Source organism: Halovivax ruber XH-70 (assembly GCF_000328525.1).
In the GTDB taxonomy this organism is placed as follows: domain Archaea; phylum Halobacteriota; class Halobacteria; order Halobacteriales; family Natrialbaceae; genus Halovivax; species Halovivax ruber.
Genome location: NC_019964.1, coordinates 231,208 through 256,734 on the forward strand (window position 1 = coordinate 231,208; position 25,527 = coordinate 256,734).

The window sequence follows — 25,527 nt, forward strand, 5'->3', positions numbered from 1 at the left end:
GCTCAGAACTCCTCGGCCGGTGGGGCGATGCCTTCCTCGTCGTCGCCGTGGCCCGCCAGGCCGAACTCTTCGCGGACCTCGAGGATGCGGTCGCGGATGTCTGCGGCCAGTTCGAACTCCAGGTTGCTGGCGGCCTCGTCCATCCGGTCTTCCAGCTCTTCGACGTAGCGGGCGGCCTCCTCGTCGTCCGAGAGTTCGCGGCCGGAGACCGTCGTCGTGTCCGTCTTGCTGCCGGGGAGGTTGGTCTCGCCGACCTCCTTCTCGATCGTCGTGGGCTCGAAGCCGTGTTCCTCGTTGTACTCCTGCTGGATCTCACGGCGGCGCTGGGTCTCCTCGATCGCCGACTCCATGGCGTTCGAGGGTTCGTCTGCGTAGAGGACGACCTCGCCGTTGACGTTCCGGGCGGCCCGGCCCATCGTCTGGACGAGGGTCGTCTCGCTGCGGAGGAAACCCTCTTGATCGGCGTCCAGGATCGCCACGAGGGAGACTTCCGGGATGTCCAGCCCTTCACGGAGGAGGTTGATGCCGACGAGGACGTCGATCTCGCCCAGGCGCAGGGAGCGGATGATCTCGTGGCGCTCTAAGGTGTCTGTCTCGTCGTGCATGTAGGCGACGTCGACGCCGGCTTCCTCCAGATACTCGGTGAGGTCCTCCGCCATGCGTTTGGTGAGCGTCGTGACGAGGGTCCGCTCGCCCCTGTCGATGCGGTCGTCGATGCGGTCCATCAGGTCGTCGACCTGGCCGGTGGCGTCGGCGACCTCGACTAGCGGGTCGACCAGGTGGGTCGGGCGAACGATCTGCTCGACGATCTGATCGGAGTGTTCGCGCTCGTAATCGCTCGGCGTCGCGGAGACGTACAGGGTACGGTCGGTCTTTTCCTCGAACTCCTCGAAGGTGAGCGGGCGGTTGTCGTAGGCCGTCGGGAGACGGAAACCGTTCTCGACGAGGGAGTCCTTGCGGGACTTGTCGCCGGCGTACTGGCCCTTGATCTGCGGGATCGTCTGGTGGGACTCGTCGATGACGGTGAGGAAGTCGTCGGGGAAGTAGTCGAGCAGGGTGTGGGGTGCGTCGCCGGATTCGCGTTCCGAGAGGTGAACGGAGTAGTTCTCGATGCCCGAGCAGTAACCCGTCTCCGCCATCATCTCCAGATCGAACGTGGTGCGTTCCTCGATGCGCTGGGCGGCGACGAGGTCGCCCTGGCGCTCGAAGTACGAGATGCGCGAGTCCAGATCGTCCCGGATCTCGTCCATCGCCCGCTCCAGGCGGGTCTCGGGGATGGAGTAGTGCTCCGCCGGGTGGACGAGGACGGCCTCTTGTTCACCCTTCGCCTCGCCCTCAAGCGGATCCACCTTGATCATGCGGTCGATCTCGTCGCCCCAGAGTTCGACGCGGACGGCGTAGCGGCCGTACATCGGGAAGATTTCGAGGGTGTCGCCCCGGACGCGGAACGTGCCCTGCGTGAAATCGACGTCGTTGCGCTCGTAGTTCAGGTCGACCAGCCCCTTCAGGAGGTCGTCGCGGCCCATCTCGTCGCCGACCTCCAGCCGCATCGCCATGTTCTCGTAGTTCTGCGGATCACCGAGGCCGTAGATGGCCGAGACGGAGGCGATCACGATGACGTCGTCGCGGGTCAGCAGCGAGCGCGTCGCGGAGTGGCGCAGCCGGTCGATCTCGTCGTTGATCGAGGCGTCCTTGTCGATGTAGGTGTCGGTCTGCTCGACGTAGGCCTCGGGCTGGTAGTAGTCGTAGTACGAGACGAAGTACTCGACGGCGTTGTTTGGAAAGAGATTCCGGAACTCCTCGTAGAGCTGGGCGGCGAGGGTCTTGTTGTGGGCGATGATCAGGGTGGGCTGTTCTAACTGTTCGACCGCCCAGGAGACCGTGTTGGTCTTGCCAGACCCGGTCACGCCGAGCAGGGTCTGTTTCTCCGCGCCCGACTCGAACCCCTCGACCAGCTGGTCGATGGCTTCCGGCTGGTCGCCCGCGGGGTCGAACGGGGCGTCGACCCGGAACGGCGCGTCGGCGTCCGGTCGGTCGGGCTGGAGGGGTCCCGAGTGCGTCTCGCTCATGGTAGCACCTATTCGGACTGGACGACCTTGACCCGTACGGTCTGGGACGTTCTGCCCGCCGGGACTGTCTGTTTCGACGAGGCCGACACCCTTCCGTTTCGCCGTCGTATTCGAACCCATGCCAGACGACCAGTCCCTCCAGCAGGCTCGCCGCGAACTGGAAGCGACCGTTCCGCACGCCGACGACGCCGTTCGCGACGACCTGCGCGAGGTGGCCGGCGAACTCGCCGCGATCGAGCAGGACGACCAGCAGGCCGATCACGCCGTCGTCGACGGCTACCTGAACCAGCTTCGCCAGGCGAAACAGGAGACCGACGCCGACGTCGAGGACGACATCGACGACGTGATCGAGGCACTCTCGGCGTATCGGGACGGGCTCGAAGGAGCGTAGTCAGCGGGTGCGCCACGGGCCGGGTTGCGGTTGCGGACGTCGGCGGAGTGAGTGTGCTCTGGTCACTCCGAACCGTCCAGTAACGACTCGGCGATCGTCCCGTAGACGTCGGCAGTCGCGTTGAGCAGATGGATTCCGAGCACGCCGACGACAGCCCCGATCGGCACGACGAGGATGGCTTCGAGGAGCGTATCGATCTCCCACCCGACGAGCTGGATCGTCGAGTACTGGTAGTGGGCGGGTGCCGTCAGGAACGCGGCCGGAACGACGATGAAGACGACCAGCAACGTGAACGCGACCGTTCCGAGCGCCAGTTTCAGGTAGCAAAACGCCACGCCGTGCCAGGTGGAGTCGGCGTGAAGATACGCGTCGACCGTCTCCGTCAGGGTTCGATTCTGCGCCGTGGAGACATCCGTTGGAGCGGCGATATCGAGATCGAGCAACTCGTTCGCGAGCGTCCGTTCGAACGCAGCGAGCCACCGGGCGGCGAACAGGACGCCCACGAGCAGCGGGATGCCGATCACCAGTACCGCCAGCCCGACCCCGAGGGAGAGACCGACCGTGAGTCCGACGAAATACGCGAGCCCGAGCGGGAACGCGAGCGCGAGGTAGGCGAGATTTTTGTACGTCTGGCGGTCGGTGAGGCTCGTGAGACCGCTGGTCGACCGACTGGAACCGAGACGGTGATGGGCGTCTGACATGCGTTCTATGCGCTACCTTCTATCGAGGTGGAATTAAGCGTTACTCGACAGTAACGCCACACTCGATCGAACGCGTCGGCTCTGCTGACTTGCGGTCGATACGGATCGGGTCCTCACTCACCTCCTGCCCACGTCGTCTGTCTCGCCTCCGAATCTCGTTCTCGTCGCCGATTCCCGTAGATTCCCATCGAGAGCGCCCCGAGGCCCAGCAGCAGGACCAGGAACGTGAGGAGCGCCCCGACGAAGGGCAGTTGCGAGAGCAGTGCGCCGCCGACGAGCCCGACGACGAGTGCGAGCCAGGCGCTCTCGACGCCGCCGGCAGAGAGGACCCACGCACCGATGGTGAACCAGCCGTAGACGAGCGAGATCCAGCAGACGATCGCGAAGACCAAGAACCCGAGGATCGTGATCGGGATGCCGACGACCGTGATCGCGATGGCGACGAGCAGGATCGGTACGACGATCAGGACGCCGAGGCCGATAAGGCCGGCTCTGAGTGGTGACGAGCCCCCACGGCCGGCGACGCGACGCGAGAAGTACGGGAAGAGCGCGAGCAGGATCGCTCCCAGAATGAGGTTCAGGATGAGTCCGTAGAGCGCCACGAACCAGGACGCCAGCGGTCCCAGGTTTGGCCCAACATCGGGGCCGAGGTTTGCGTCCTCGGTGATCGTGCCCGAGACGGCGTCCTGATTGCCCTGCAGGTCGCCCGAGTACGCGAGGTCGCCGCCGATGCTGGCAGTCTCGCCGAGTGTGATGGTGTCTGCCGAGATCTCGGCGTCGCCATCGATCTCACCGTCGATCATCGCCGTTCCGGCGCCGGCCTCGAGATCGCCCGCGATCGACGCTGACTCGGCGATCTGGAGGTTGCCGCCGGCGGCCATGACGTCGCCTTCGACGGTCCCCGCGATTTCGACGTTTCCGGCGAACGCGCTCACGTCGCCTTCGACGGATCCGCTCTCGGCGATTCGGACGTTCCCCGCCAACGCCATGACGTCGCCCTCGACGGTTCCGCGGACGACGACGTGGCCGGCGAACGCGTTCACAGTGTCGACCGTTTCGCCCTCCTCGACGACGACCGAGCCGCCGGCGTCGCCGTCCGTCTGGGCTGTCACTGCCAGCGGCATAGAGCCGACAAGCAGGAGGGTGACGAGTACGACTGCGCCGATCTGACGAAGTCGGTGCCGATTCGTCTGCTGTCTGGACCCGCTCGATTTCGCGCCCATACCCCACGTACGGCGTCCGTCGTGGTATAGGTGTATGTAGAATGAAAGGAATTGTGACGGTCATCAGGTCCGATCCGATATCGATCGACGGGGGTCGCGTGGGGTGTCCGGAGCGGCCCTAGCAGTCGCCAGCCATCGGTCCGTCGACCGCGAACTCCACCGCGAAGTCCCGCCCGTCGGCGTCACTCGGCGGTTCGAGGTAGCCGATCGCGAACGCGGAGTAGGCCGTTCCCAGTTCGACCGCCGCCGTGGCCGTCGCGACGACCGATTCCGCCTCTCCGGCTGGCGTAATACTGAGCTCGTACTCACCTGCCGGGACGGCGACGTAGTTCGACGCCTCCCCGAACGCGACGTTCTGGAAGAGCGCACTGTCGCCGGCGTAGACGTCGACGGCTGGCGCGTCGGGAGCGGTGTGGACGAGACGGACCAGTGCCGACCCGGCGTCGGTCAGGATCAGCGGCTGGAAGGTATCTGCGCCGAGTTCGCCGATCGCCGCTATTGTGTAGTAGGCGGAATTGACCGCCACCTCGTCGTCGAAGACCACCGTTTCGGGGTCGCCCGCAGCCGTAATGCGGACGTTGTAGCTTCCGGTGTCGACCTCCAGGTAGTGCGAGATCGTCCCGTAGGCGACGTCCGAGAGGACCTTGTCGCCCGCGAGGTAGACGTCGACGTTCGGCGCGTCGGGCGAGAGGTGAGCGACGCGAACGGCGGCTTCGGGTGCCATCGAACCTCCCGTTCCATCGTGGTCGTCGTCCGATTTTCGATCGTCGTCATCGTGCTCGCCGGTGGCGTAGACGGTACCTGGAATAGCTGCGAGTCCGCCGGCGACGGCGGCCCCTTTGATCGTGGTACGTCTGGTTGGAGACATTGCACACTCGGCGACGGCGACCCCTGTGAAGTAGCGACTGGAAAGTACGGTGTACAATTCGCCGAACGTGGGTGTCGACCGATCTCGTATCGGTGGCCTACCGATCGAATGGACGGCCTACAGCCCGATTTACGTGACCCTACGGGGCGGTCGACGGCTACTCGAGTCGATCGAGCACGGCGTCCGTCTCGTAGGACAGCGAGAGCGAACGCGAGCGGCCGCGACCCTCGATCTCGGCGTAGTCGGCGTCGATGAGGTCGAGCTGATCTAACTTGTTGACGATCTCCGAGTACCGTGTGTAGCCGAGGTCGGTCTCGTCGTGGAAGGCCTCGTAAACGTCGCCGGCCTGGTCGCCGTCGTGTTCGGCGATGACCCGGACGAGCGCGGCTTCGGAGTCCGATAGTCCCTGCAGGCTACGCGAGAGGCTGATGTACTTCGAGGTCTCGTAGGCCGATTCGACGTCTTCGACGGAGATCGTCTTCGAGCCGCGCATCTCGGCGTTTAGCCCCGCGCGTTTGAAGAGGTCGATCCCCACCCGGAGGTCGCCGCTCTGGGCGGTGAGTTCCGCGACACGATCCAGGATCGGCGCGGTGACGACGCCTTCGTTGAACCCGCGCTCGACGCGCTCACGGAGGATGTCGACGACCTCGCGCTCGTCGTAGACGGGGAAGTAGACGTCCTCCGGCCTGAAGACGCTCTGGACGCGCGGATCGAGTTCGTCGACGACGTCGAGCGTCGGATCGGAGGAGACGAGGATCACGCCTATCTTCGCGCCGGTGTGTTCCTCGTGGGCGCGAAGCAGCGAGTACAGCGTGTCGGATGCTTCGTTCTCGTAGAAGAGGTAGTTGACGTCGTCCAGTGCGACGACGAGCACGCGGTCGTCCTCGACGAGTTGTTCGGCGATCTGCCCGAAGAGTTTCTTAAAGGAGATGCCCGAGGAGGGTGGTTCGTAGTCGAATGTGCCCTCGAACAGCCGTGAGAAGACGGAGTAGCGCGTCGAGTTGACCTGGCAGTTGACCCGGATCGTCCGCACGTCCCGGGTCTCGGCGCCGATCTCGTCGTAGAGGCGCTGGATCGCCGTCGTCTTCCCCGTTCCCGGTGGGCCCCGGACGAGGACGTTCAGCGGGCGGGACCCGCGGACCGCGGGACGCAGGGCGTAGGTGAGACTCTGCATCTGCGAGTCCCGGTGCCTGAAGGTCTCCGGGACGAAGTCGATCTCGAAGACGGATTCGTTGCGAAACACCGTCTCGTCCCAGCCCAGCATCCCCTCGTCGGGGTCCCGTTCCATCACTTTCACCTCGCTCTCGTAGGTACGTATGTGTTTCGGCGAGCGGCGAATCCGGGCCGCTATCCCGTTTTCGCACGGCTCTCGGAGATTCTTGGGTAATTTTATCAAATACGATCGTGAATATACGGGCAGTTGAGCCATATGACGGACGAAACCCGGGTTGAGTCGGCCAGTGGGGATACCCGCTCGCGGCGCTGGGATTGCTGGCGTTCGACTCAGCACCGTCCCAGTGACGGTCGGCCGTTATCACCCGTAACGGGCCGGTCAGTCGGCGGATTGTGACCGTCCCCGCCCGACACACTCAGTCCGTCGCCGGCTCCGTCGACGTCGGTCCGGTCTGCTCAGACTCAGGCGACTCCGTCCTCGTCTGGCCGTCGTCGGGTGCTGGAACCTTTGGCAGTTCCACGGTGAATTTGCTCCCGTCGGGACCCGTCTCCGCGAGGCTGACGTCCCCGCCGTAGGTCGTCACCAGCTTGTCGACGAGGTAGAGCCCGAGTCCGTGCGTGTTCGCGTGTCCTCGTTCCCGATCGAAGATGGAGTCGTGTTCGGCCGGCGAAACCCCGGGGCCGTTGTCGGCGATGTCGACACGAACCGTCTCGTCGTCGACGGTTACGGTGATTCCGACCCACGGATCCGGCCCGTCGTTGTGCTCGACGGCGTTCCCGAGGATGTTTCCGAAGACGCGGGACAACAGGCTGTCGCCACGGACGTAAACCGACGCGGGCAGGTTGGTCTCGACCGTGGCGTCCGTCGCCCGTTCGAGCGAGGCCACCTCGTCCTCCAGGACCGACGTGAGGTCGACCGGGTGGAGTTCGTGGTCGCCCGAGGCCGTCCGCAGGAGCACGCGAACGTCGTCGATCACGGTCGAGAGGTCGTCCGCCTCCTCGTGGATCACCTGCGCCCACTCCTGTTCGTCCGCGTCGAGCGTCTCCCCGTCGTCAAGCAACCGCGTCGCGTAGCCGTCGACGATCGCCGCCGTGTTCAGGACCTCGTGTCTGAGGATGCTGTTCAGGTAATCGAGCAAGTCGCGTTGCTTCTCTAGCTGTTCGGCGCGAACCGCATTCCGCTCGGCCGTTCTCGCTCGCTCGATCGCTCGCGCCTCGATGATGCCGATCAACAGGCCGACGCTCGCACCGATGACGATCGACCAGCGGAGCCATCCGACGACGACCGTCCACGGCTCCGATGGCATCGCCAGGATCAACATCGCATTGATGAGCAAAAATACGACGACGCCGCCGACCCACCAGCGCGCGATCCGCGGGTACCGGACTGACGAGATATTCGACCGTTCGAGCCAGTACGGCGCGTACAACAGTCCGCCAAGGAAGGGCAGCATCGAGAGCATCCCGGAGATGTAGAGCTTGTTGGACAGGATGTCGGGTTCGCTGAGTGCGAAGGTAAGAACCTCGAGGAGTACCACGGCTGCCAGCACGGTGCCCAGGGAGCGCGTCGCCGTGACCGCCACGGTCCGAGAGGGGGGCCATCGTCGCGTGGCTCCGTTCACACACATCGATGACACTGCGTGGATTTATCGTTTCTGGCCTCTGACCCGCTGGAACTGGTCCGTCACTCGGACTTTGCCAGCAGCCGTTCGTCGAAGTCCGTGGCGTCGGCGCCCTAGTGCGTCGTTCGACCCACCTGGCCGGTATCAGTTGAACACAGGTACAGCCGTTCCGGCAGGTTTGATCACCAGCAGGCTTTTTGCGACCCGCATCTACTGATCTGACATGAGTCTCACGACCGAAGACTTTGCCGAGTTCGTGGGTGGCGATCCGGAGGACGATCCGGATCGCCCGCTTGGCGATGCGCTTGCGGAACTCGCCGTCGATATCGAAGTCGATTCTGTCGAGGCCGTTCGCGACGTTCGTGAACGTCTATGAGTTATCTTCTCGACACTAACGTCATTGTTGCCGCTGTGACGAGTGATACGGACCGATCGGCGGCTGCCGTTCACGCGCTCAATGGTCTCGAAGAGACGTACGTGTCGATCCTGACCCTCATGGAGTTGCGGACGGTGCTGGCCAAAAAGAAGCGAATCGATAGGGACCGCGTCACACAGATCGAACAGCGGGTCCGATCCCGGGTAGAAGTGACGTTTCCGGACTCGACAGATATGTTCGAAGCAAATCGACTCCAGGAGGAGACACTCCTGTATCCGATGGATGCGCTTATCCTCGCATCCGCGGCGGCAGTCGATGCGACACTCGTCTCTTTCGACGGTGAATTGCGCGAGCATGGTGCGATCTCACCGACTGCACTCGAGTGACCGCTTGCCTACGGTGAGCCGCGTTCAGTGTGAGACTGATCTGTGAATGTCTGCCGAACCGGTCGTCCGGGACTTCTCGGCTGTTGCCCTCGGGGCGAGCGTTGGCTCCTATCGGTTGTTCATCGAATGCCGTGCTCTCCGTCCGTCACTCGAACTTTGCCAGCAATCGCTCGTAGAAGTCCGTGGCGTCGGCGCCGCCGTCGGCACTCGCGCCAGTCGTCCCGCTCGCATCTGACGTCCCACCGCCACTGTCCGCGTTCGCATCTGGCTCCCGCGCGCCATCGGCTGCCTCGTCGGCCAGCTTTTCGACGATCAACTCCGGCGTCGAGCGAGCGAGATGTTCTGGGACGGGCGAGCGCTCGACTTGCAGTTCGCCGTCGACCAGCCCGGTTGCCTCGATACCGTCGACGGGGACGTCGTAGCCCGCGGTCTCGCGGATCTCGTCGGCGAGGTGGGAGACGAAGACGCCCGTCGCATCTCGTTCGGCGAGCGCCTCCAGGATGCCGGCGATGATCTTCGCGCTGGCGCCGGGTTCGGTGATACTCTCGAGTTCGTCGACGAGCACCAGGCCGCCGTCGGCGCCCGTCGCGAGGTCGGCGAAGCCGCGGACGGTGGATTCGAACGCGCCCGCGTCGAGGGTGCCCTGGGTTTTGGCGTGGTAGTGCACCCCGTCGAAACGCCGGAGACTGACCGAGTCGGCGGGGACGGGCAGCCCCATGTGTGCGAGGACGACCACCGCAGCCACGAGGTCGAGCGTCGAGGTCTTCCCGCCGCTGTTGACGCCCGAGAGCAGGCGGACGCCCGCGATCTCGTAGTCGACGGGATCGATTCGCTCGGGGGGCTCGTCCAGCAACGGCGAGCGTCCGCCCGTGATGGCGACGTCGGGGGCTGCATCGGCTCCCCTCGCGTTTGCAGCCTGCTCCTCGTCGTCCCAGAGGAAGTCCGCCATCGTGCAGTCGTAGTCGGCGGCGAAGCGGGCGATCGCGAGTTCGACGTCGAGTTCGAGCGCCCGGCGGACGAGCGTCTCGGCGTCCTCGCGCATGTCCGCGAGATCGTTCGCGAGTTCGCGTTTGCGCTCTCCTGCGCGGCGGTCCATCGCACTCTGGAGGTCCTCACGCAGTCGTGCGACCACGTCCGCCTCGTGGGAGACCGGGAAGGTGGGCTCGTCGGGGAACGCCCGGGCGGCCACCTCACCCTCTGCGTCGTCCAGGTTCAGCGTCTCGACGAGGTGTTCGCGTGCCGCAGTGACGGCGTCGTCGTACTCGTCTGCCAGCTCGCGCGAGAGCAGCGAGTCGGCGCCGGCACCGCGTTCGACCAGCGAGAGCAGGTCCGACCCCTCGATGGTGACGTCCTGCTCGGCGATGGCGTCTTTCAACCGCGCGCTCGCCAGGTCTTCGGCGGCCGCGACCGCGTCGTCGAGGTCGTCGAGGGCGTCTTCCAGCCGGTCGAGTTCGTCGTCGCCGGCGACGGCGCCGTCCGCGTCGAGTCGATCCAGTCCCGACGCCAGCGCATCGAGGTCGCAGGGCGCGTCGAGGTCGCTCTGGCGGTGGACGGCGACGGCCGCGCGGAGCCGGTCGCGGTTGCGCGAGAAGAACGCCAGTGGCCGCTCGGGGACGATCTCGACCGGCTCGTCGAACGCGTCGGGGCGGACGCGGACGTCGCCCTCGACGTCGACACCCGCGAATTTCTCGTCGAGCGCGACCACGGTCGCGTAGCCGCGGGCCAGTTCGGCCAGCCCGCGGGCGTCCTCGACGACCTCGACCGAGAGTTCCCGGAACGCCTCGCGGGCCGCCGAGTAGCGCTCGGCGTCGGTCGTCGCGAGACAGCGCTCGCGCACGCGGACGTCGCCCGGCTCTGTCACGGGTTCGACGTCCGAAAGCGCCGCCAACACAGCCTCCGTCGGCTCGCGTTCGAGCGCATCGCTGGCCATCTCGCGGGCCTCTTCGATTCGAGAGCGGCGCGCACTCGGATAGAACGTCTCCAGCCGGCTGGCCGCGTAGTCGGTGACCGCCCGTGCCTGCAGTAGAGCGCACACCTCCCGGTAAATCTCTCGCGCACGGTCCGTTCCCAGAAATCCGCCGGGGTCGTCGTGCGTGGCGCGGATCGCCGCGCGGGCGATGCGGGCGGCCCGACCCGGCGTGACGCCCGGTGCGCTCGCGAGTGCGGCCACGTCTCCCTCTCGGAGCGCCCGTTCGGGATCCTCGAGTTCGGCCAGCGACGCGGCCGTCTTCGCGCCGACGCCCGGGATCGCCTCCAGTTCCATTGGACGGCCATACGCACGGGTCCGGAAAAACGTATAGGGTCGTGACTGTCGCCCAGTACTCGCCACGCCGGTACTCAGTTCGTCCGCGAGTGGTCACGACGACCCTTGCACCTCCCGGGTGACACGGTATCCCGCTCCCACTACTCCATCGGGTATGGTACTCACGAAACTCCTCGGCTCGAAGACGGCGCGCTCGCTGACGGTCCTCTCGGTTCTCAACGAGGCCCGGCGGGCACACTCGCGCGGTAATCGACTTCGAACGGTCGCCTTCCTGGGCCTGGCCGTCCTCGCCTACCAGTGGACGATCGCCGGCCTCGCCGCACAGGGCGCCCTGCGACTGTTCCGCGGCGGGTCAGACCCGACACCCGCCTGAGGGCACACGGACGAGGGAGTCTGACGGTCTGTGAACGGGCCGACACTCGCCATCAGCGGCACAGGTGCGAACACGGTTCTGTTCCCTTCGAACGGTCTACACACCATCCTCAGTTGCAGGTGAAAGAAGGTCGTCTATTTCGGCGAGGGAAAACAGCGACCAGTTCTGATCGAGTTCGTCTTCGAGACCGTCGACGAACCCACTTTTCGAGAACAGGGCGTAGTGTTCGTCACGATCACTTGGTCCCCATCGAACGTTCTCTGCCTTCGCCAACAGGTCATCAACGAGTGCGCTCCCGACGGGATCGGACGTCCATTTACACTCCGCAAGCAGGATTCGGTCGTCGTTGGGTGCGAGCCCGACGATGTCGATTTCATCTTCTCCGTACCACCAGCGACCGACTTCGGAATATGGCTCGACGGCTCCGCGTCGAATCCCTTCCCACACGACTTCCTGACAGATCTCTTCGAACGTGGTCGCGACGTGCGTCGGCAGATCGGGGGCGATCGTCCCGTCGTATACGATATCAGGTGCTTCTTCGATACTGGAACGATTCGGCTCGACGTACCGGAACCAGAACCGAAGGAACTCGTCCGCGATGCGGTATCGTGACCGCTTCGACTTCTTGCTCGATGCGGTCACAGGTACGTCGCGATCGATGAGTCGGAGTCGGCGAAGCGTCTGGAGGTATTTCGAGAGCGGGCCCGAATCGATACCGGTCGCCCCAGAGATCTCGTTTGGCGTCGTATGGCCCAGCGCGACGGATTCGAGAATACTCATATATCGGGCGGGATTTCTGAGCTCGGTCCGAAGTAAGAACTCCGGTTCGTTGTACAACACCGCCGACGGTGACAGTATCTGGGACTTTACGTTCTCCGCGAGTGTCGTCTCGTAATCGAACATCGTGAGATACATCGGCGTCCCACCGGTGATCGCGTAGGACCGGATTGCGTCGGCCGTATCGTACGAGATTACCGTTTGTGCCTGTCGGAACGAAAACGGTTGCACGTCGAGTTGTGCTGTACGACGACCGTACAATGGGCTTTCGTGGCCGAGTACCTCGGATTCCATCGTACTTACGCTCGACCCGCAAAGAACCAGCATCGACTCGCTCTCTCGGAGTTGTTCGTCGACGAATCCCTGTACGTAGGAGGGGACAGAGTCGTTTTCGTCGACGAGGTACGGAAACTCGTCGATAACGACAACCACTTCCTCAGTCTGGAGTTTCTCCCCGAGGTAGTCGAACGCCTCGTCCCATCCGTCGGTTCGCGGGACGCGCTCGTCGAAATGCGCTGCGACCTGATCGACGAGTTTCTCTCGCTGGCGCGTTTCGGCCTCCTGCGCCGCGAGGAAGTAGATGTGCGGCCGATCACTGCAGAACTCTTTCAGCAGTTCCGTTTTCCCCACTCGTCGACGGCCGTAGACGACGAATACATCGGATCCGGGCGACTCGAACGCGGATCGGAGCGCACCGAGCTCTGCCTCCCGGTCGTAAAAGGTCATACTCTGGGTAATCATTATCGAGATAATGGCTTATGTGTTTCGGGACGATCAGGAATATGCGTCACCGACCTTGAACGACGGCGTTCGTCTTCTCGACGAACAACGACTGAGAAAAACACACTCTCACCAAGCCGTCGCAGTTTCTGGGGCCTGTGGTCGCCTTGGTCACGTGCTATCGGTCAGTGTCGCGGATCGCGTCGACATCGTAGTGACCGTCGGGACCGCGTCCGTGTTGTCCACGGGCGTCCGCCGCGGACACCTCGAACGTGTAGGCGCCGGTGAGGCTGTCGCTGACGAAGACGAAGCCGCGATCGGCGGCGTGAGTCGCCTCCCAGGCGAACGGGGGTGAGTCGAGCCCGACCCGGTTGGGATCCGGGTCGAGCGAGTCGGCGCCCGCGACGGTGGCGAATCGTTCCGTCGGTGTCGGTTCGCGCGGCTCGGTGAGGTTGCAGACCCAGGCGCCCTGCCGGTAGCCGCCGTCGGTGAGCAGTGTCTCGTCGCCGATCGTGACGACGTCGTGGAAGTGCGTCGTCCACCAATACTGTTCGTCTTCGCCCATCTCCCTGGCGTCGGGTGCGTGCGTGAAGCCGATCGGCTCCGGCGCTTCGAGCGATCCCTGGTCCCAGCCGACGTCGAAGACGTGCTTCCCACCCGGAACGCCCGTCTGGCACTCGTCGCCGACGACGAGGAGGTCGCGGTTCGGATCGTAGTCCACCTGGTGACAGGTCTCGAAGCCGGGCTCGCCGAGCGCGGTGTAGGCCGGCTGTGACGCGTACGCGAACCGGCCGTACTCGACGGGCGCGTACGGATCGGACGCGTCGTAGACGACGACCCCCTCGTCGGGACCCATCGCGTACGCCGCGTAGAGCGTCTCCCGACCCGGATCGTACGTCAGGTCGTGCGTCCCGCCGCTTATCCCGGCCCGACCGACGAGCTCTGGCGACTCCGGCGTACCCACGTCTACTACCAGCACGCCGCCGTCGGCCGCCGGGTGGTGATCGACGAGGTAGAGCACTGGCTCGCCGGGATGGCTGACGAACCGATGGACGCCCACGTTCGGCGTCTCGAACGCCGTGACGACCCGCGGGTCGGTCGGGGTGCCGTCGCGCCACCCGCAGTCGACGACCTCGATCCCCTGACGCTCGCCCTCCAGCGATCGGTAGTACAGGCCCGCGCGATGGGCGTCGAAGCCGACCGCGTTCGTCCGGGTCCTGGCCGCGGTGGCGTCCAGTTCGTGCGCGATGGTCGGCGAGCGCGGCTCCGTGAGATCGACGAGTGTACTCGCGACGGCGCTCGTCTCCGTCGGAAAGCTCCCCAGAAGGCCCCATTCGGCGTCGGGCGAGAGTGCGGCCGCGGTGTAGAACGACGGCCTGTCGCCGATCGCGTGACCGAGCGGGTCGATTCGGCCGGGGACGCCCGCCCCGGATCTGGCGTGCGACGCGTGGCGGGGCGACCGCTCGTCAGTTGCAGGCTCATTGGGGTCGCTGTCACCGGTACAGCCGGCGACCGACAGCGAGAACAGGGCGCCCCCGGTGGCGAGCAACTGGCGGCGATCCATGCCGGCCGTTCGGCGCCATTGCGGATAAACGTACGCGCCCGCACCTCCGCGTGCGCCGAGCGGTGTACTTATCTCGATTTGGCGTGCAGGAGACGGTGTGCGAGACGCGTATCTCATCGGCGCGGGCCAGTCGGCGTACGGGTCGTTCCCCGGGGAGAGCTACCGGTCGCTGTTCGAGACGGCCTTCGAGCGGGCCATCGACAGCGTCCCCGAGGGAGTCGAACCGGGCGACGTCGACGAGGCGGTCGTCGGCACGCTCGGCGTCGGCGGTCGCCAGCTCGGCCTCTCCGGGCCGGCGGTGACCGAACACGTGGGTCTCGACGGCGTTCCGACGACGCGCGTCGAGAACGCCTGCGCCGCGAGCGGCTACGCGGTCAGACAGGCCGTCCAGGCGGTCAAATCGGGGATGGCGGACGTCGTCCTCGCGGGCGGGTTCGAGATCATGACCGACACGAGCTCGGACGCGACGAAGTACTGGCTCGGCGTCTCCGGCGAGACGGAGTGGGAGCGCCTGTCGGGCACCACGTTCTCCGGCGTCTACGCCCAGATGGCGTCGGCCCACATGGACGCCTACGGTACGACGCGCGAACAGCTCTCGCGGGTCGCCGTGAAGAATCACGCGAACGGGGCGAAGAACCCGCACGCCCAGCTCGCTTTCGAGTGCTCGCTCGAAGACGCCCAGTCGGCACCCGTCGTCGCCGACCCCCTGAACCTCTATCACTGCTGTCCGACCTCCGACGGGGCGGCCTGCGCCCTGATCGTCAGCGAGGACGTGGTGGGCGAGTACACGGACGACCCGATCCGCGTCGCCGGCGTCGGCGCCGGCAGCGACAGCGTCGGGCTCTTCCAGCGCGACACCTACACGGGGATCCCCGCGAGCCGGCGGGCGGCCGAGACGGCCTACGAGATGGCCGGCGTCGGCCCCGACGATCTCGACTTCGCGGAGGTGCACGACTGCTTCGCCATCGCCGAACTGCTTGCCTACGAAGATCTTGGCTTCTGCGACCCCGGCGAAGCCGGTGACCTGATCGAGTCCGGGCGGACCGAGATCGACGGCGACCTCCCGGTCAACACCTCCGGCGGCCTGAAATCCAAGGGTCACCCGATCGGCGCGACGGGTGCGGGACAGGTCGTCGAGGCGTTCAAGCAACTTTCGGGAAAAGCGGGCGACCGCCAGCTCGAGGACCCTGTTCGCGGCCTCACCCACAACGTCGGCGGGAGCGGCGGGGCTGCGGTGGTTCATATATTCGAGAAGGAATCGGGGGTGGCACGATGACGGCGCCCGGCACGACCGACGCGTCCATCGCAATCGCAGCCGCCGGCGCCTACGCGCCACGATTCCGGATCACGGCCGACGCGTTCCGTGAGGCCTGGGGCCAATTCCAGGCCGCCGGGGTCTCCGAGAAGGCGGTCCCCGCGGCCGACGAGGACGCCCTGACGATGGGATACGAGGCCGCTACCCGCGCGCTCGGCGCCGGGGACCTCGACGGAACCGACGTCTCCTGGGTCGGCTTCGCGACGACGACGCCGCCGATCGAGGAGGGCGACCTGACCGCCAGACTGGGCGCGATGGTCGGCTTGCCTGACGACGCGACCCGCCAGTTCTTCGGCGGGAGTACCCGGGCCGGTACCCGCGCCCTCTGGGCCGCGATGGACGCCGTCGCGGCCGAGGGCGGGCGGGCGCTGGTCGTCACGGCCGACGCGCCGCGCGGCGAGCCGGACGATGCGATCGATCACGCCGCCGGTGCGGGCGCCGCGGCGTTCGTCGTCTCGGCCGACGGCCGCGCTTCGATCGTCGACCGTGCGGAGTACGCCGCCCCCTACCCGGGGACCCGATTCCGAGAGCGTGGTGACGAGACAACCGACGGACTGGGCGTCACGACGTACGACCGGCAGGCGTTTCGTGAGACCATCGGTGGCGCGGTCGACGGGCTGTCCGTCGAGCGAAAACCGGACGCCGCCGCGATCCAGGCGCCCGACGGCAAGCTCCCTTACCGCGTGGCCGACGCGGCGGGCGTGGGGACCGAGACGATCCAGACGGCCGCGACGGTGCACGATCTCGGCGACCTCGGGGCAGCGAGCGTCCCGGTCTCGCTGGCGAATGCACTCGCCGACGGCCACGAGTCCATCCTCGCGGTCTCCCATGGCAGCGGCGCCGGTGCGGACGCGCTGGCGATCGACTCCGCCGGGGACGTTCCGACGGTTCTCTCGCTCGACGGCGACGACCCGCTCTCCTACGCCGAGTATCTCCGCCAGCGCGGTGTCGTCACCTCGGGGCCGCCGTCGGGCGGCGGCGCCTACGTCAGCGTCCCGTCCTGGAAACGCTCGATCCCACAGCGTTACCGCCTCGAAGCCGGCCGCTGTGGCGAGTGCGGTGCCGTCGCCTTCCCTCCATCGGGCGCCTGCCGCGACTGCGGCGCTCGCGCCGACTACGACCGATTCGAACTCCCGGGAACGGGCACCATCGAGGCCGTGACGACGATCTCGCAGGGCGGCGCCCCGCCCGAGTTCGCCGCCCAGCAGGCCCGGTCGGGCGACTACGCGGCCGCGATCGTGGCGTTCGATGTGGACGGTGGCGATTCGTCGTCCGGGCGTGACGTCGAGGACTCACACGGTTCTGGCGCCGACAAATCTGTCAGCGCGCCGGCGATGGGTACCGATGCCGAGCCGGACGCCTTTGGCGTTGGCGACCGCGTCGAGGCGACGATCCGCCGGATCTACACGCAGGAGGGCGTCACCCGCTACGGATTCAAGGTCCGGCCCGTGGGGCGGTAGGACGCGTCGCTGGGAGGTGAAATCTGTCGCTGGCGGAGTGCGGGACTCCTTCCAAAACAGAAGTGGGATATTGATTCTCCGATTTGACTAGTAACTATATTACAATTCACGTCAATTATCAGCACGGAAGCCACGACCTCCGTCGGGGGTAGAAATGCCCCGGGTGCACTAACACCCGAGACGTGGCTTCCATAACCCGCGGTAGGGCTAGGTTGCCATGTTCCGAAAGACACCTTCGAGACAAAAAGGTCTCGCACGCCCGTTGCCTAGAGAGTCGTATCGCTATCCGTCGTTCAACTTCGTTTCTCGGGATGGGGGGGCCGAGTATCTTCGATCAACTCGAGCGGCAGAACTGCGAGGTGCTCGGATGAAATCCGTCGAGCGAACGAGCGATGGCGCTGGCGATGGGACTCCCGACTGGGAGTGCTACCGGTGCGATCGGGACGTGGCACCACAGCGGCTCTTTCGGATCACCACTGAGCCGCCGGCGTCGCTCTCGCAGGACTACCAGACTGCGGAGCGTTTCTGCTGTCTGGACTGTGCAGCTGGCATGAACCTTTCCGAGTTCTCCGAGCAACTGAAAGCCCGCGCTCGTCGGGGTGAGAACTCGGCGACGAAGTGACCACGGCCCGCGGCGTGCGCCGTCGCGCCACGCCCCGTGTCGTGTCCGCTGCCGTTTGGTGCCCCGCCCTCAGCGTCAGTGTCCAACTCGTGGGCGTCCATGGTGTGCTGGAGTGGCACCAGGCGCTGGCGTGAATCGTCGTCCGGAGTCTCGTGTTTCGGATCCGGATCGGTTTCCAGATCGACAGCTGAGGGCACTCGTCGTGATCGTCGCACCACTCCAGACGAAGAGCCGAACCTATCGCCCAGTTATCCGAGTACGACGGAGTGATCGCCGTCGCGCAGGTGTAGTTGCGGGTACAGCTCGTAGTGGTCGTACCGACGGGCGTAGATGAATTTTCCAAAGCCAATCACGCGGAACGCCTCCGGCGGGAGCAGGCCCATTCCCACGAAGCAATCGCGCACCTGACACCGGAGGTGGTGATCGAGGTACGCACGGAACTCGTCGAGCGGGCCGGGTTCGGCGGGCATCAGTTCGAGCGTGGCGTCGGGTTGGCGATCGAGCGGCCGGTCGGCTCGCTGTACTTCGTGCTGGCCCTGCGCGTTCGGATAGCCGACGTGGATGCCCGAGACCGCGGCGACGTCGAGCTCGAGATCGTCGGGATTGGCGAGGTCGACGACGTGGTCGCCGAAGGCCTCCCACTCCGCCAGATCCGAATCGGAGATATCGGAGGGATTGGTGACCCTTGTCCCGGCGTCGTAGTCGAGGTCGTGGGCCTCCGCCAGTGCGCGGGCCTGCGCTTCGAGGCCGCTGCCCGGAACGTCGATACCAAGCCAGACGTCGAGCTCGTAAACGACCGCGTCGGGTGCCCGGACGCCCGCGGGAAGCTCCACGGGTCGGTCGACGTCCTCGTGGTGACTGCGCACCTGCTGGCGGAGCGCGCCGAAGTAGCGCTCGAATTCGGCGTCGGAGAGGTCCTGGATGACGAGTCGAACCGCGTTCACGTACGCCGGGTTCTCGGTGTGCTCGACGGTGTCGTACCCGCGCTCGCAAAAGACGTGGTACTTCGCGAACCGACGGGCCTGATTGTTGTGTTCGTTTTCGGCTTCGGTTCGGTTGTCCGGGTCGTCGGCGTAGGCGTCGCAGTGATGGGCGTAAATCTCACCGTCGGCCTTGTGGAGTTCAATATGGTGTTTCTCTCCGGTATTATCGATCACCGCAACTCCTATGTCTTTATCATCCTCACCCAGAAATTCCGCTTTCATTGTTGGCCCCAAATTTAGTTGCACCACCATGCGCATTCCCCTCATCCTTCAACTCCTCGTACATCCGTGAGATCTCCTCGTACATCTGTTCGAGGCTCGCGGCCTTCTCGTCGACCAGGTTGTCCGATGCCCAGCCGATGCCCTGTTTCACGAAATCGCCGACGACGCCGGATGCAGCTGTTCCGACGGCTGCTCCGGCTTCGGTCCCGAGACCGGGGAAGATCGACCCAACCGCTGCACCGACTGCAGCGCCCGTTCCCATACTCGCCAGCGAGCCGAGGAGTCCTTTCGTCGCCGTCTCTCCCCACTCGCCCTCGGACGGTGCACCTGGTTGCGCCTGGCTCAGGACTTCGAGCACCTGCTGCTGGTTCGCTTTGAGCTGTTCGACTTCCTTCGCCAGGACTTCCGGGTCGGCCGGCACGTCCGAGCCGAAGCGCTCGTCGGCCTCCTGACGAGCCTGGTCGATCTGCTCCCCTTCGGGCATCCGCTGGATGTGTACGTCAGTTCCCAGTCGGTTCACGATCAGCGCCTCCTCACCCGAGAGCGCTTCTTCAGCTGCCTGATCCGCCTCTCGCTCCAGTTGCGGATCCGGATCGATCTCCAGGTCCGCATCCGCTTGCGGCATCATCGAGATCGCCGCCCCGGTTTGCTGTTTGACGTGCGCGAGTAGGTGCTGGCCCTCTGGGCTCTCCGGATCGTACTCGCCCGCGTTGAACGCGATGTGATTCCCGACTGTGAACGCGCGGGCGTTGATCTCCTCACAGGCCTTCGCCGCCGTCGGCCCGGTGTGGATCTGCACGTCGCTGAACGAGTCACCCATTCGATCCTCCACCGCGCGCTGAATCGAGGTGTCGAGCAATTGGCCACTGGTACCGCGTGCGGCGAGGCCCGCCCATGAGCCTTCAACGAGCCTGGGTTCGCTTCCGCCGGGCGCACAGCAGCTCATCAGTTCGACGCGAGTAACGCCCGATTGTCGGGATCAGTAAAATCGGGGTACATCTCGAGAGTTTTGTACTGTTCGGCGGCTTCGATCCGCCCCGGGCCGAGCACGCAGAACTCCTCCGGCGGGTGGAGCCCCATCCGAACGAAACAATCCCGGATCTGGCACTTGAGATAGTGATCGACGTAGGCCTGGAACTCCTGAAGCGGCCCGGGATCGATCGGTGCGAGTTCGATCAGAGTGTCCGGGTCGCGGTCGAAGGGGTCCTGATTCGGTTCACCGATGTGTTCGACACCGTGGTCGTCGACGTACGCCGTGTACAGCGAGGAGACGCCGCCAATGTCGATGGCGTCACTGATGTCGACATCTCGGTTCTGGGCCAGTGATTCGGCATGCTCAGAGAACGCCCGCCAGTCGGAACACTTCGAGTCATTGAACACTGCAACCGGCTCCGAAGTCTCGTCGAGATCGATCTCGTGGACAGTTGCGAGCGTCTCGAACTCGTCCGCGAGGTCCGTCTCCAGCGGATCGAGGCCGAGATATACGTGCTGGCGATAGAGCACTAAATCCGAACCGGCAGCGTCCGACGGAATCGGGATTGCCCGTGAGACGGAATCGTCGTGGTAACTCCGAAGTTGCTGGCGGAGATCACCGAACCGGTCATCAAACGCTGATTGCGAGAGTTCGGCGATTGCCTGTCGAACCGCGTCGATCCGTTCGGGGTGAACCTCTGGCGGGACCGTATCGTAGCCGCGCTCGCAATAGACGTAGTACTGGGCGAATCGGCGCGCCTGTTCGTTTACCTCGTTTTCTTCCGGGGTACGGTTTGCTGCTTTGTCTGCGTATTCATCGCAAACATGGGCGTATATGTCTCCATTTCCCTTGTGCAATTCAATCTGATGTTCGGCGCCCTTTTGATCGACTACCTTGACCCCAATATCGTCCTCATCTTCGCCGATTATTTCTGTCTCCATATCGATTAGAATTTGGTATCGTCGTTATGGTCACTCCCACCGAAGCGCTGACGGACCTTTTCGTCGATCAGATCCTCGATATAGGCGCCGAAGGCGCTGGACTTTTCGGCTAACGCCGTCGACCCGGCCTCGAAAACGGGGTCGTACGCCGCCTTCGAGACGTCACTCGCGACGCCAGACGCGAGTTCCGTGACGAGTTGCTGGCCAGCGACCGCGCCGCCCGCCGTTCCCACACCAGGTGCGATCATCGTCCCGATAGCGGCCCCAGCGAGGCCACCAACCGCCCCGATAGCCCCCTTGCCGGCTGCCGCTCCGATAGTCTCGGTCTTGGTCCGATGCTGTGGTTCGAGCGTGGCCATAATCTCCCGCTGGTTCTCCACCAGTTTTCCGACCGTCTCGGACAGATCGCCGTCGTTCAACTCCTGAAAACGTGATTGCGCCTCGGAGTCACTGCCACCGAGGCCCAATTTCGAGCCAACCGACGACATCACCGACTTCACCGATCGCTGGACGTGGACCTCCGTCTTCGCCATGCGTTGGATCCCGAGCTCGCCGCCTTCCATCACGCGCTGGGCGGTCTCCTCGGCCTCGCGTTCGAGTTGTGGATCCGGGTCTACCTCCAACTCGACGTTCTGCTGGGGCATCATCGACAGCGCGCCGCCGGTCTGCTGTCTCACGTGAGCCAGTTCGTGCGCGAGCAGGTGCTGGCCCTCTGGGCTCTCCGGATCGTACTCACCCGAGTTGAACGCGATGTGATTCCCGACCGTAAAGGCCCGGGCGTTGATGTCCTCGCAAGCCTTCGCGGCTTGCGGTCCGGTGTGTATCTGCACGTCACCGAACGAGTCACCCATCCGATCCTCGACCGCGTGCTGGATCGAGGCGTCAAGTGACTGGCCCGACGAGGAGATGACCTCGCGGACGCTTTCGGGAACACCTGCATCGCCAGCCGAACCAGCCGCCTTGTGGGCGTCCTTGTTCCGACGGAAGGCAGCTAGATTCTGGCGATTGTTGTCGATTGGGATCTCGTCAGGTCGATTCTCGATCCGTCCGCGCACCTCCTTGGCGCGAGCCTTCGCTTCCGGCCACAGTTCCGTCGGCCCCGACGCTGGCTGTGCCGACCGCATCACGTTCGCGCCGGCGAGCATCGGCGACACCTGTTGGGCGTCCGCCGACCGTCGCGATCGCGAGTCTCGCTTCGACGACTGATCGTCCTCGGACGACCGACGTGACCGCCGTCTGGCGTGCCTAGCCATCGACAGTACCCTCCGGGGAACCGCAGATCACGGATACTCGGTGTCGCCACCCGTTCATTGGTCCTAATTTTATTTCAACCGATAATAATTCTTTTCATCAGTTGGGATCGGACTTGGGAGAGACCGATGGCAACTTTCCCGGGACCGTGAGCGAGGCTTCCCGGCGAAGGCGGCGACAAAACGGGAAATTCCCCCGTTCTATTCTGATAATACAAGGTATTATTCACACCCATCCATACTGTCACGTGTATGTACGAACGGGACGGTGACCACCTCCAGGCCGAATTCGACCGAATTCTGGTCGCCCTCAATGCACTCACCGACAGGGACCTGCGTCCCGCGGACGAGTCCATCGACCTTCCGGATGCCGAGCCCGACAAGACCGGCACCAAGCGGCCGGACCCACTAACGAACGTCGGGGCGACGCTGCAATCGATCACTGGCCATCCCGACCAAGGGTCGGACGAAAGCACCGGAGCAACGGATCTCACTGACGTCCTGACCGAATTGGCGGCGGAGATCGATCACAACTGCGGGCTTGCACGCGAGGCAGGGTTGGAACTTCGACTCGACTCGCTCGCCCGTTCGCTAAACCTCTCGCGCATCCATCTCGATGCCCTGCTTCTCGCCCTCGCGCCGGAGCTCGACTGGCGCATCGCATCAATCTACGGGTTGATCAGCGGGATGGAGCAACCATTGCCCGCGCAGATCTCCGTTCTCGAAACAGTTCTCGGACGAATGGGCCACGGAACCGCGATAGGAGATAGTAGCCCGAAAGAGGCGCTCGCAACGGCCGCTCCGCTCTTCGGGTATCGACTTTTCGTGCGTCACTCCGGCAATCCCGGCACACCCTCCGCCTACGACACCGTCACCGTCGACGAGCGAATCGTCGACTACCTCAAGGGCGACGACAGTCTCGACCGCGCGCTCGCCGATCTCGTTTCCATCGACCACCCCGATAGCTCCCTCTCCGACCTCGTCTTCGACGACGAGACGACCGAGACGCTGGAGACGATCCGCTCCCGCTCGGAAGCCGCCGACGCACCCACCATCTACCACTTCGCGGGCGAGGACGGCACCGGCAAGGACCGTCTCCCAGCCGCCCTCACCGACGCCGACACGCCGATCCTCCGCGCCGATGCGATCGATATCGTCGAGGACGACGACCTGTGCACTCGCCTCATCCGCGAGGGCGCCCTGCAGGACGCCGCGATCCACCTCACGGGACTCGAACGCGTCACCGAACGGACGGAGACACCTGCGATCGGCGTCGACGAAGACGGCGGCGTCGCCATGCCCGATCCCGACGCGCCCACGGTCGACTCGATCGTCGAACGCTTCGACGACGCGCCCGGCGATGTCTTCCTGAGCCATACGGAGGCGTGGAAACCCGACGTCGACCTCGCTCGCCACCACGTCGAGACCGTCCACTGTCAGTTCCCCGGGTACAGTACGCGCCTGGCCATCTGGGAGGAGTACGCCGACGAGATTGCCGAGGACTACCTCGTCGAGAACGTCGCGACCAACTTCCGCCTTCCCCAGCGCGACATCCGGCGGGCGGTCAAAACTGCGAGGTATCTCTGCCGATCGGAGCAGGGTATCGTCGATGCCTCCGAAGAGTCCGCCTCCACAGATGCCTTCGCCCCCGTCGACGCCGCCCTCGAACGGGAGCACCTCTATGCGGCCTGCAAGCGCTACTCCGCGTCCAATCTCGAAGCGCTGGCCGACCGGATGGAGCCCGGCTACGAACTGGACGATCTCTATCTCAACGACAAGCCCAAGACCCACCTCCGGGAGCTCTGTGGGCACCTCCAGTACCGCGGCGCGGTCACCAGCGAGTGGGGCTTCGGCGAGCCCGGCAGCCGTGGGGACGGCGTCGTCGCCCTGTTCTACGGCCAGCCCGGCACCGGGAAGACCATGGCCGCGGAGGTCATCGCCAACGAGACCGGCCTCGATCTCTACCGTGTGGATCTGGCCCAGATCGTCGACAAGTACATCGGCGAGACCGAGAGCCAGTTGGCGGCGCTGCTCGACGAGGCCGAACGGTCGAACGCAATCCTGCTGTTCGACGAGGCCGACTCGCTGTTCGGCGAGCGGACCGACGTCGGCGACGCCACCGACCGCCACGCCAACAACGTCACCAACTTCCTCCTCCAGCGCCTCGAATCGTTCGACGGCATCGCGCTCCTGACGACGAACAAACGCGGCGGCATCGACTCGGCCTTCAAGCGGCGGATCGCCCACTCCATCCGCTTCGACGTGCCGCAGGAGGATCTGCGTCGGCGCCTCTGGCGCGAGAGTTTCCCCGACGAAGCAAACGTCGCCACCGACGACTTCGACTTCGACTTCCTCGGGATGAAAACGCTCACGCCCGCGATCATCCGCAAAGTCGCCAAGTACGCCGCCTACATCGCCGCCACCGAGGCCTACGACGGCCAGCCCTTAGACGGCGAGACGACATCGCTCGAGGACGTCACCATCACCTTCGACCACATCATTCTGGGGCTGCAGTACGCCAGCGAGGCCGGCGGCGTCGCCCTGCAGGACGACGAGTTCTATCAGTACGAGGAGCGCTTGCGTACCTACGAGACCAAGCACGTCAGCCGCGACTTCGACACCCGCTTCCGCATGCGCTACCTCGATGGCGAGGGGCTCGAGGACGTGGCGAACGGAGACGACGGCGACGAATCTGGTGAGGTCGGCGGTGAGGCGGAAGATGGCGGCGGAAAACCGACCGAAGATACCCGCGCGGAATCACCAAACAAGGAATCGGACGCGACCGACGATGATGCATCCGAGTCCGACAAGAAGTCGGTCGATTCGGAAAATGGCCCCACCAGGATAGCCGACGACTCGCTCACTCCCGAAGCCGTCGTCCGGCACTTCTACGATCGCGTCCGGGCGCAGGACCGAGCGGGCCTGAGCGCCCTGTATCACCCCGACGCCGAGGCCGAGATCCTCTCGAAACGTGACGTCATGGCGATGGATCTCTCCAACGTCGAACTCGCGAGTTCGATCGAACGCATCGTCGACGAGGACGAGCGCGTCGTCCTCGAGTTCGTCGAGGCCTCGAACACCCACGAACTACCGACCGAGATCGAATGTCAGGCCGACGACGCTGGCCGGTGGCGCCTCTACACGATCAGGCAGGACGCGCCGGCCGAGACAACCTAGGGCCAAACTAGCTCAGTTGCAAAACAGCAATTACCGACTCCAGAGGTTCTCTGCGAAATAATGGTTCATTTTCACACA

At 65.0% G+C, this 25,527-nt stretch carries 21 protein-coding genes; 8 read left to right on the plus strand and 13 right to left on the minus strand.

What is annotated here, in order from left to right; translation table 11 throughout:
* Positions 1–2: 2 nt before the first annotated feature.
* Entirely contained in the window at positions 3–2,069 is a 2,067-nt protein-coding gene (gene uvrB / locus HALRU_RS00985) for an excinuclease ABC subunit UvrB (protein WP_015299549.1), read from the minus strand.
* Positions 2,070–2,187: 118 nt separating this feature from the next.
* On the opposite strand from uvrB, the gene HALRU_RS00990 reads away from it, so the two are divergent.
* On the plus strand, positions 2,188–2,460 hold the full coding sequence (locus tag HALRU_RS00990; RefSeq protein ID WP_015299550.1) for a DUF7553 family protein: 273 nt from the start codon (positions 2,188–2,190) through the stop codon (positions 2,458–2,460).
* Positions 2,461–2,522: 62 nt separating this feature from the next.
* Here the strand turns inward: HALRU_RS00990 and HALRU_RS00995 are convergent, their stop codons facing one another.
* The 5 genes from HALRU_RS00995 to HALRU_RS01015 form a co-directional block, all read right to left on the minus strand.
* A complete protein-coding gene (locus tag HALRU_RS00995; protein ID WP_015299551.1) occupies positions 2,523–3,161 on the minus strand; it encodes a sensor domain-containing protein in 639 nt (212 codons plus the stop codon).
* Between the two features lie 113 nt (positions 3,162–3,274).
* A complete protein-coding gene (locus HALRU_RS01000) occupies positions 3,275–4,384 on the minus strand; it encodes a bactofilin family protein (RefSeq protein ID WP_015299552.1) in 1,110 nt (369 codons plus the stop codon).
* 118 nt (positions 4,385–4,502) lie between these two features.
* Positions 4,503–5,252: a DUF4397 domain-containing protein gene (locus HALRU_RS01005; RefSeq protein WP_015299553.1), complete on the minus strand. Its 750-nt coding sequence runs from the start codon at positions 5,250–5,252 to the stop codon at positions 4,503–4,505.
* 157 nt (positions 5,253–5,409) lie between these two features.
* Positions 5,410–6,540, minus strand: coding sequence for an ORC1-type DNA replication protein (locus HALRU_RS01010; RefSeq protein ID WP_148680379.1), 1,131 nt, complete (start codon positions 6,538–6,540; stop codon positions 5,410–5,412).
* A 301-nt stretch (positions 6,541–6,841) separates the two neighbouring features.
* Positions 6,842–8,008, minus strand: coding sequence for a sensor histidine kinase (locus tag HALRU_RS01015; protein WP_148680380.1), 1,167 nt, complete (start codon positions 8,006–8,008; stop codon positions 6,842–6,844).
* A 262-nt stretch (positions 8,009–8,270) separates the two neighbouring features.
* Between HALRU_RS01015 and HALRU_RS15540 the strand changes: the two genes are divergently transcribed.
* Both HALRU_RS15540 and HALRU_RS01020 read left to right on the plus strand, forming a co-directional pair.
* Positions 8,271–8,423, plus strand: coding sequence for a hypothetical protein (locus tag HALRU_RS15540; protein ID WP_015299556.1), 153 nt, complete (start codon positions 8,271–8,273; stop codon positions 8,421–8,423).
* Positions 8,420–8,809 (plus strand): type II toxin-antitoxin system VapC family toxin, encoded by a 390-nt coding sequence (locus HALRU_RS01020; RefSeq protein ID WP_015299557.1) that lies wholly within the window; start codon positions 8,420–8,422, stop codon positions 8,807–8,809. Before HALRU_RS15540 ends, HALRU_RS01020 begins: the two co-directional genes overlap by 4 nt.
* A 145-nt stretch (positions 8,810–8,954) precedes the next feature.
* Here HALRU_RS01020 and HALRU_RS01025 read toward each other — a convergent pair whose 3' ends face one another.
* Positions 8,955–11,072, minus strand: coding sequence for a helix-hairpin-helix domain-containing protein (locus tag HALRU_RS01025; protein ID WP_015299558.1), 2,118 nt, complete (start codon positions 11,070–11,072; stop codon positions 8,955–8,957).
* A 154-nt stretch (positions 11,073–11,226) separates the two neighbouring features.
* Between HALRU_RS01025 and HALRU_RS01030 the strand changes: the two genes are divergently transcribed.
* The gene (locus HALRU_RS01030) at positions 11,227–11,445 is read left to right on the plus strand and encodes a hypothetical protein (RefSeq protein ID WP_007701836.1); all 219 of its coding nucleotides are present in this window, start codon (positions 11,227–11,229) and stop codon (positions 11,443–11,445) included.
* A gap of 96 nt (positions 11,446–11,541) precedes the next feature.
* Here the strand turns inward: HALRU_RS01030 and HALRU_RS01035 are convergent, their stop codons facing one another.
* Both HALRU_RS01035 and HALRU_RS01040 read right to left on the minus strand, forming a co-directional pair.
* Entirely contained in the window at positions 11,542–12,948 is a 1,407-nt protein-coding gene (locus HALRU_RS01035) for an ATP-binding protein (protein ID WP_148680381.1), read from the minus strand.
* Between the two features lie 172 nt (positions 12,949–13,120).
* Positions 13,121–14,506 (minus strand): LVIVD repeat-containing protein, encoded by a 1,386-nt coding sequence (locus HALRU_RS01040; protein WP_015299560.1) that lies wholly within the window; start codon positions 14,504–14,506, stop codon positions 13,121–13,123.
* Positions 14,507–14,603: 97 nt separating this feature from the next.
* Here HALRU_RS01040 and HALRU_RS01045 point away from each other — a divergent pair, with 97 nt between their 5' ends.
* The 3 genes from HALRU_RS01045 (at position 14,604) to HALRU_RS01055 (ending at position 17,903) form a co-directional block, all read left to right on the plus strand.
* Positions 14,604–15,782, plus strand: a complete 1,179-nt coding sequence (locus tag HALRU_RS01045; RefSeq protein ID WP_015299561.1) for a thiolase domain-containing protein — start codon at positions 14,604–14,606, stop codon at positions 15,780–15,782.
* Complete coding sequence (locus HALRU_RS01050; protein ID WP_015299562.1) at positions 15,779–17,281, plus strand: zinc ribbon domain-containing protein; 1,503 nt, start codon at positions 15,779–15,781, stop codon at positions 17,279–17,281. The genes HALRU_RS01045 and HALRU_RS01050 overlap by 4 nt, the downstream gene beginning before the upstream one ends.
* A gap of 367 nt (positions 17,282–17,648) precedes the next feature.
* Positions 17,649–17,903, plus strand: coding sequence for a hypothetical protein (locus tag HALRU_RS01055; protein ID WP_015299563.1), 255 nt, complete (start codon positions 17,649–17,651; stop codon positions 17,901–17,903).
* Between the two features lie 248 nt (positions 17,904–18,151).
* Here HALRU_RS01055 and HALRU_RS01060 read toward each other — a convergent pair whose 3' ends face one another.
* The 4 genes from HALRU_RS01060 to HALRU_RS15900 all read right to left on the minus strand — a co-directional run bounded on the left by HALRU_RS01060 (position 18,152) and on the right by HALRU_RS15900 (position 22,146).
* Complete coding sequence (locus HALRU_RS01060; protein ID WP_015299564.1) at positions 18,152–19,108, minus strand: hypothetical protein; 957 nt, start codon at positions 19,106–19,108, stop codon at positions 18,152–18,154.
* On the minus strand, positions 19,086–19,928 hold the full coding sequence (locus tag HALRU_RS01065; protein ID WP_245547759.1) for an eCIS core domain-containing protein: 843 nt from the start codon (positions 19,926–19,928) through the stop codon (positions 19,086–19,088). The genes HALRU_RS01060 and HALRU_RS01065 overlap by 23 nt, the downstream gene beginning before the upstream one ends.
* Before the next feature lie 125 nt (positions 19,929–20,053).
* The gene (locus HALRU_RS01070; protein WP_015299566.1) at positions 20,054–21,022 is read right to left on the minus strand and encodes a hypothetical protein; all 969 of its coding nucleotides are present in this window, start codon (positions 21,020–21,022) and stop codon (positions 20,054–20,056) included.
* A 5-nt stretch (positions 21,023–21,027) separates the two neighbouring features.
* On the minus strand, positions 21,028–22,146 hold the full coding sequence (locus HALRU_RS15900; RefSeq protein WP_245547797.1) for an eCIS core domain-containing protein: 1,119 nt from the start codon (positions 22,144–22,146) through the stop codon (positions 21,028–21,030).
* Between the two features lie 378 nt (positions 22,147–22,524).
* Between HALRU_RS15900 and HALRU_RS01080 the strand changes: the two genes are divergently transcribed.
* Positions 22,525–25,449 (plus strand): AAA family ATPase, encoded by a 2,925-nt coding sequence (locus HALRU_RS01080; protein ID WP_015299568.1) that lies wholly within the window; start codon positions 22,525–22,527, stop codon positions 25,447–25,449.
* The last annotated feature ends 78 nt before the right edge of the window (positions 25,450–25,527 follow it).

Coding starts and splice junctions, on each gene's coding strand:
- HALRU_RS01050 (WP_015299562.1), top strand. CDS start 15,779: ATGACGGCGCCCGGCACGACCGACGCGTCCATCGCAATCGCAGCCGCC.
- HALRU_RS01020 (WP_015299557.1), top strand. CDS start 8,420: ATGAGTTATCTTCTCGACACTAACGTCATTGTTGCCGCTGTGACGAGT.
- HALRU_RS15540 (WP_015299556.1), top strand. CDS start 8,271: ATGAGTCTCACGACCGAAGACTTTGCCGAGTTCGTGGGTGGCGATCCG.
- HALRU_RS00990 (WP_015299550.1), top strand. CDS start 2,188: ATGCCAGACGACCAGTCCCTCCAGCAGGCTCGCCGCGAACTGGAAGCG.
- HALRU_RS01025 (WP_015299558.1), bottom strand. CDS start 11,072: ATGGAACTGGAGGCGATCCCGGGCGTCGGCGCGAAGACGGCCGCGTCG.
- HALRU_RS01070 (WP_015299566.1), bottom strand. CDS start 21,022: ATGGAGACAGAAATAATCGGCGAAGATGAGGACGATATTGGGGTCAAG.
- HALRU_RS01055 (WP_015299563.1), top strand. CDS start 17,649: ATGAAATCCGTCGAGCGAACGAGCGATGGCGCTGGCGATGGGACTCCC.
- HALRU_RS01080 (WP_015299568.1), top strand. CDS start 22,525: ATGTACGAACGGGACGGTGACCACCTCCAGGCCGAATTCGACCGAATT.
- HALRU_RS01010 (WP_148680379.1), bottom strand. CDS start 6,540: ATGGAACGGGACCCCGACGAGGGGATGCTGGGCTGGGACGAGACGGTG.
- HALRU_RS00995 (WP_015299551.1), bottom strand. CDS start 3,161: ATGTCAGACGCCCATCACCGTCTCGGTTCCAGTCGGTCGACCAGCGGT.
- HALRU_RS01035 (WP_148680381.1), bottom strand. CDS start 12,948: ATGACCTTTTACGACCGGGAGGCAGAGCTCGGTGCGCTCCGATCCGCG.
- HALRU_RS01060 (WP_015299564.1), bottom strand. CDS start 19,108: ATGAAAGCGGAATTTCTGGGTGAGGATGATAAAGACATAGGAGTTGCG.
- HALRU_RS01000 (WP_015299552.1), bottom strand. CDS start 4,384: ATGGGCGCGAAATCGAGCGGGTCCAGACAGCAGACGAATCGGCACCGA.
- HALRU_RS01065 (WP_245547759.1), bottom strand. CDS start 19,928: ATGGGTGACTCGTTCAGCGACGTGCAGATCCACACCGGGCCGACGGCG.
- uvrB (WP_015299549.1), bottom strand. CDS start 2,069: ATGAGCGAGACGCACTCGGGACCCCTCCAGCCCGACCGACCGGACGCC.
- HALRU_RS01040 (WP_015299560.1), bottom strand. CDS start 14,506: ATGGATCGCCGCCAGTTGCTCGCCACCGGGGGCGCCCTGTTCTCGCTG.
- HALRU_RS01005 (WP_015299553.1), bottom strand. CDS start 5,252: ATGTCTCCAACCAGACGTACCACGATCAAAGGGGCCGCCGTCGCCGGC.
- HALRU_RS01030 (WP_007701836.1), top strand. CDS start 11,227: ATGGTACTCACGAAACTCCTCGGCTCGAAGACGGCGCGCTCGCTGACG.
- HALRU_RS15900 (WP_245547797.1), bottom strand. CDS start 22,146: ATGCGGTCGGCACAGCCAGCGTCGGGGCCGACGGAACTGTGGCCGGAA.